Raw genomic sequence first — 6191 nt, forward strand, 5'->3', positions numbered from 1 at the left:
CAGGGCCAAATCGCGCGGAATACGCGCAGGTTTGGCTTTTTTTGTTTGCCGCAAAACAGAAAAAAGGGGAATGTAACAAATGTCAATGGATCAACTGGCTGCTGTGGTAGACAAAATCAGCGGCATCGTGTGGAACAGCATTCTGCTGTATTTGCTGGTCGGCACGGGCATCATTTTCACCATCCGCACACGGTTTGTGCAGGTGCGCAAGTTTGGTGAGGGCTGGCGCCGCCTGTTCGGCAACTTCTCGCTCAAGGGCGATAAGGCCGGCAAGGAGGGCATGAGCTCTTTCCAGGCACTGACCACCGCGATCGCCGCGCAGGTCGGCACGGGCAACATCACCGGCTGCGCAACCGCGCTGTACTCCGGCGGCCCGGGCGCGATTTTCTGGATGTGGCTGTCCGCATTCTTCGGCATGTCCACCATCTACGGCGAGGCCGTGCTTGCGCAGAAGTATAAAACCGTGGGCAAGGACGGTCAGGTCACCGGCGGCCCGATTTACTACATCAAGGCGCGTTTCCAGGGCAACTTCGGCAAGTTCCTGGCCGGTTTCTTCTCTCTGGCGATCATTTTTGCGCTGGGCTTTACCGGCAACATGGTGCAGGCCAACTCGATCAGCGCGGCGTTCAAGACGGCGTTCGGCGTCGACCCCCGCGTTATCGGCGTGATCTGCGCAATCATTGCGGCGTTTATTTTCATCGGCGGCGTCAGCCGTATCGCCTCCTTTACGGAGAAGGTCGTGCCTGTGATGGCGATTTTCTACATGGTTGGCTGCGTGATTATTCTGATTATCAACCATCAGATGCTGATTCCGGCCATCAAGTCCATTTTTGTGGCGGCGTTCGATCCCCGCGCGATTCTCGGCGGCGCGGTGGGCATCACCGTGCGTGAGGCCATGCGCTTTGGCGTTGCCCGCGGCCTGTTCTCCAACGAGGCCGGCATGGGCTCCACCCCGCACGCGCATGCGCTTGCCAAGGTGGAAAAGCCGCAGGATCAGGGCGTCATCGCCATGATCGGCGTGTTTGTGGATACCTTTATCGTGCTGACGCTGACCGCGCTGGTTATCCTGACCTCGGGCCAGCTGCAGGCGGGCGTGCCCGGCGCATTGCAGGGTACCGATCTGGCGCAGGCGGCGTTCAACTCCGCGTTCGGCAACTTCGGCAACATCTTTGTTGCAATCTGCATGCTGTTCTTCGCGTTCTCGACCATCATCGGCTGGTATTTCTTCGGTGAAACCAACGTCAGGGCGCTGTTCGGCAAAAAGGCGGTCAAGATTTACGCGGCAATCGTTGTGCTGTGCATCATTGCCGGCTCCGCGCTCAAGGTGCAGCTGGTGTGGAACCTGTCCGACCTGTTCAACGCGCTGATGGTATTCCCCAACCTGATCGCGCTGCTGGCCCTTTCCGGTATTGTGGCCAAGGCGGCGCGCGGCGAGGATATCATGAAAAAGTAAGCGGAAAAGCTGCTGCGCAGGTTTTCCGGCAGATGCAAGCGCCCTTCCAAACGGAAGGGCGCTTTTTTATCTTGCCGGCGGAGCAGGGCGCATGCTATACTGAAAAAACAGAGAAAGGTGGGAACAGCATGAAAAAAACCGTCTGCGCGCTGCTGGGCGCGCTGGCCTGCTTTGCCGCGCTGACCGGCTGCGGCGGCGAAAAGGAGACCGATGTGCAGGTCTACTCGTTTTGTGGGGAAAATGAGCAGCTGAAACTTTCCAACGGCGAGATCGTGCTCAAGGAAGAAAAAGAGGTTCTGCGCGGCGGCACGCTGGAGCAGATGCCGCAGGAGCTGGGCGATGTGCGCGCGTATACGGTGGAATTTTTCCTGGAGCAAGGCGGGGAAAAGACGGTTCTGCTGTCAAACAGCGCGGAAAATGCCTCGGGCGGCACGGTGGCGCTCAATGAGGAGATCGGCTCCATTGCGGGCGACGTGTTCCCCAATCCGCTGCCGGAGGACTGGCAGAACAGCCTCTGCTTTTCGCTGACAGCGACGGACCGGAACGGCGGACAGCACACCTGGCTGCTCGAACTGGACGTGACCGAGGTGACCGGCTGAGATGGCCGAAAAATCTTCCATACGGAAACCGTTTCTCTCTGCAAGCAAAAAAAGTCAGGCGTAAAGCCTGACTTTTTGCTTTGTATGGAAACGGAGTAGCGGCGCGCGGCACAAACCGCACCTTTCAACAGTTACATCATGTCCATCAGCTTGTAGCAGCGGGTCTTGGTATAGCTCTGCTTGAAGCTGGCCGCGGCAAGCTGGCCTGCGAGCGGGTCGGCTTCTTCGCCGTCCTCATCGTCCTCATCGTCCTGCCCGCCGGAGGCCGAAGCCGCAGCGTTTTCCGCGCCCTTGTCGCGCTCCTGAATCCACTGCTTGTAGCTGTCCTCCTCGGCCGCATACTGGTCGGCGTTGAGTACGGTGGCAAGCTGGTCGTACATATCGCTCAAAAGCTGGTCCCACGCCTCGAACGAGGACGAAGTCAGGTCAAACGCTTCCTCCGTGGTGGAAGCGGAGGAGATTTTCTGGTCGTTCGCTTCCAGCGCGTCCATCTGGTGGCGGAAGGCTTCCTTTTTGGCCTGGTGCGCCTGCTCGTTTTCTTCCTTGCGGTCGGCGGCGGCCTGCGCTTCTTCCAGCTTTTTGCGCAGTTCGTCCACCTGCTTCTGCTGTTCGTCGGTCAGCGTGCTGTCTCCCGCAAGGGCGTCCAGCTTGCCGGCGGCGGCGTCCAGCTTCTGCTCGTCCAGATAGCCCTGCGCTTCCTGCAGGTCGGCGGCGAACTCGCTGTCCGCATGGGCGGTGTTGGCCTGCTCGATGAGCGCGTCCACCGCTTCGCCCAGCGGCGAGGTTTTATCGGCAATGCGGCCGCGCAGGTCGTTCAGCGTTGCCAGAGCGGCGGCATAGTCCCCGCTTTCCACCAGGGAAAGCGCCTGCTGATAGCTCTTGAGCTGGTCGATCTGGAGCTGGATGGCGGCGGGGTCCTTGGCTTCGCCCAGCGCGGCTTCAAAAGCGGCAAGCGCGTCTTCAAACTTGCCGCGCTCCAGATATTTTTCGGCAAGGGTCAGGTTTTCATCGGGCTGGCGGGATTTGAAGAACCAGATTCCCCCGCCGATCAGCGCGGCAATCAGCACGATGACCAGCACGATCACCGCTGCGCGCTTGCCCTGCGAGGGACGGCGGTACGGCTCGTCGCGCTCGGGTTCGGGCGCGTCAAAATAGGTGGTGCGGGGCGGGGTCTGGTATTGCCCGCCCTGCTGCCCGCGCGGGGCGGCCGGACGGACAGGGGGCATCTCGTCCGCAGGCGTCTGCGCGGGGGACGGCGCGGCCGGCTCATCGGCAGGGGCGGCGCCGTGTCCGCTGTCCCGCCGCGCGGCGTCAAAGGCGGACAGGTCGATGGGAACGTTCAAATCGTCGGGCAGGGTGGTGAAAACGGTGGTTTCGTCGTTGACGCCCGTCTGCTCGACGACTGCGCCGCAAAACGGACAGAACTTGCCGGCAATGGGCAGCTCCTTGCCGCAGTTTTTGCAAAGCATGGATGGTTTCCTCCTCTGAATGTACACAGATGGTACGAATATACAATATATCAATCCAGTATTGAGTATAGCACAAGCAAAGCGGGTTGTAAACCTTTGCGGAAGTTTGACGGGAAAGCGCGGACAATCGTTCCAAAAGCCGCCGCCTTGCGCTTGACAGCATGCATGCAGCCCCTTACAATAGATATGTATTACAAGAACAGGGGGAGCACAACCTTGATGAAACGAATGCTGAGCGGCCTGCTGGCCGTGTTTATGCTGTATACCACGGCATTTGCTGCGAACGATACCGCCGCGCCGGACGGGCAGCAGAGCGCCGCGCCCGTGCTGGCGTTTGCCGTCTCTCTGCCGGAGGATTTTGACCAGAGCAAGTGGGAGCAGACCGCGGCGGATTTGCAGGCCGTACTGGAAGGCCGCCTGGCCCAGCTCGGTCTGGAAGGGGCCGCAGTTGCCGTCGACGGCGACCGGAAAACCGTGACCGTTACCCTGCCGGAAGGCGCGGAGACCGAGGGCGTCGCGGAATTTCTGGCGATGACGAACGCGCTGTCTATCACGGCATCGGACGATGCGCCCGCGCTGACGGGCGCCGATGTAACGGCCGCCGAGGCCGGACTGGAAAACGAAGCCGCGTATTTGCAGCTGACCCTGTCCGACGACGCGCGGAAGGCGCTTGCCGCGCTTGAGGCGGACGCGGTGCTGACGGTAACGCTGGACGGCGAAGCCGTCGGCAAAAAGGCGGTATATCACGCGGACGACGGACTGCTGACCCTGTCCGGCGGCTTTGATCTGGACGGCGCCAAGCTGCTCTCTGCCCGCGTCATGGCAGGGGAGCTGCCCGCCGCGCTGACCCCGCAGCAGCCGGAGCCGACCGAACCCACCGACCCGACCGAACCGACCGAACCCACGGACCCCGCCGAGCCGGCCGAACCCACGGACCCCGCCGAGCCGACCGAGCCTGCCGAGCCTGTCTTTCCCGATATGGCCGGCCACTGGGCCGAGCAGCAGCTCAAAATGGGCGTGCAGATGGGACTGATTAAGGGAATTAACGGCAAAATCATGCCGGACAGCCCTGTCAAGCGCTCGGAAGCGATCACCATGCTCAACCGTGCGCTGGGCACTGCGGCAGAGGCAGAGGACCTTTCCGGCCTTACGGCCGTGCCCGAAAAGGCGTGGTACCGCACCGAGCTGGCCAAGGGCCTGCACATCGGCCTGATGCAAGCGGAGGACGGCCGCAATTTTGACGCGCCGGCCACCCGTGCGGAGGCGTTTGTGCTGTTTGCCCGCGCCTTCGGCTATGACCGCGCGCCCGTGGAGCGGGATTCCTTCAGCGTGTTCACCGATACGGCCGCGATGACGGCCGAGCAGCGCCGCGCAGCTTCCGAGCTGGTGGCGGCCGGCATCGTCAAGGGCGATACGGCGACCAAACTTGCCCCCGCCGCGCCGCTGACGCGCGCGCAGTTCGTCACCATGTTGACGCGCATTGCCTGCAACACGCTGGACGAGGGCGAATATACGCCGGAAACGGCCGGCGGTACGCTGCTGCGCGCGCCCAAAAACACCATCAAAGAAGCAGCGCCGGAGGGCGACCTGATTTTCGCCTGTCCGGCGGAAAATGCCGTTCTGGACGGCGTGACCCAGACCGGCCGCGTTGTGCTCAAGGGCATGGAGGATATAACGTTCACCGCGAAGAACGAAACAAGCATGGGCGTACTGGCTGCCGACCCTGCGGGCGACGCGGAAATCGCGCTGCAAAGCGGTTCGCAGGCGGAAACGCTGCTGATTGCCGGAACGGGTGGCAAGGTTTCCTTTTCCGGCAAGGCAGGGCAGATTGAAATCACCTCTACCGGCCGCGAAATCGACCTGACCGGCATGGAAGCCGAAACGCTGACCATTACGGGCAGCGGCAACACCATTGTGATGAACGGCAAGGCGAACACCGTACAGATTGCGGGCGGCGCCCGCAATACAACGCTGACGCTCAACCGCCAGACGGAAACGCTGGTGGTTGCCGGCATCGGCAGCACCGTTAAGGGCCGCGGCAGAGCCGAACAGGTGGACATCCGCGCGCTGGACTGCAAAGTGACCGTGCCGGCGGCTTCCAAGCTGGAAAATATCGACGCCGGCCTTGCGGGCGTGGGCATCCGCTTTGGCGTGCCCGACCGTGTGCTGCCCGGCGGCTCGCTCAACACGCAGGTCACCTTTACGGGCGTGGAGGAGGAGAAGATCGTCCGCGCCGAATGGTACCAGGACGGCAAGCCGATTCCGGGCTGCGCCAACGCGCAGTTTTCGCTCACGGCCGACCGCGTATCCAAGCACACGAGCTACTTTACCTTTACCAAGGATATGAAGCTGAGCGTGACCATGGGCTTTAAGCTGACCTATGAAAATCCCTCGACCGGCGAGACCGAGGAGGTTTACGAAGAGGTCACTGTGCCGATCGAAAACCATTCGGACGAGTGGTATTACCAGCGCGACGTCAACCGTGTGCTCAATCTGGTATCCTCTACTTACCGCGGCAACTATACCACCGCTTACGCCGTTCAAAACGACTATAAGCCGTATGAAAAGGAAGTCTGGGTCAACGCCAAGGGATATTCCAGCCGCTCCCAGTACCTGCTCTGGATTAACCGCGCGTACCAGCATGTCAATGTGTTTACAGGCTCCAAGGGC

Annotated in this window: 4 protein-coding genes; 3 read left to right on the forward strand and 1 reads right to left on the reverse strand. The window is 61.5% G+C overall.

What is annotated here, in order from left to right:
• The first annotated feature begins 85 nt into the window (after window positions 1-85).
• Together ACOYIE_RS02240 and ACOYIE_RS02245 are read left to right on the forward strand one after the other, a co-directional pair.
• Window positions 86-1453 carry an alanine/glycine:cation symporter family protein gene (locus ACOYIE_RS02240; protein ID WP_433410428.1) on the forward strand — a complete coding sequence of 456 codons (1368 nt, stop codon included), beginning with the start codon at window positions 86-88 and terminating at the stop codon, window positions 1451-1453.
• 128 nt (window positions 1454-1581) lie between these two features.
• Window positions 1582-2052, forward strand: coding sequence for a hypothetical protein (locus tag ACOYIE_RS02245; RefSeq protein ID WP_433410421.1), 471 nt, complete (start codon window positions 1582-1584; stop codon window positions 2050-2052).
• Window positions 2053-2183: 131 nt separating this feature from the next.
• Here ACOYIE_RS02245 and ACOYIE_RS02250 read toward each other — a convergent pair whose 3' ends face one another.
• Window positions 2184-3521 carry a lysozyme inhibitor LprI family protein gene (locus ACOYIE_RS02250; protein WP_433410422.1) on the reverse strand — a complete coding sequence of 446 codons (1338 nt, stop codon included), beginning with the start codon at window positions 3519-3521 and terminating at the stop codon, window positions 2184-2186.
• Between the two features lie 219 nt (window positions 3522-3740).
• Here ACOYIE_RS02250 and ACOYIE_RS02255 point away from each other — a divergent pair.
• A partial coding sequence (locus ACOYIE_RS02255) for an S-layer homology domain-containing protein (protein WP_433410424.1) occupies window positions 3741-6191 on the forward strand: 2451 nt, incomplete at its 3' end.

Origin of the sequence: Agathobaculum sp. (genome assembly GCF_050946325.1) — a bacterium.
Classification (GTDB): Bacteria; Bacillota; Clostridia; order Oscillospirales; family Butyricicoccaceae; genus Agathobaculum.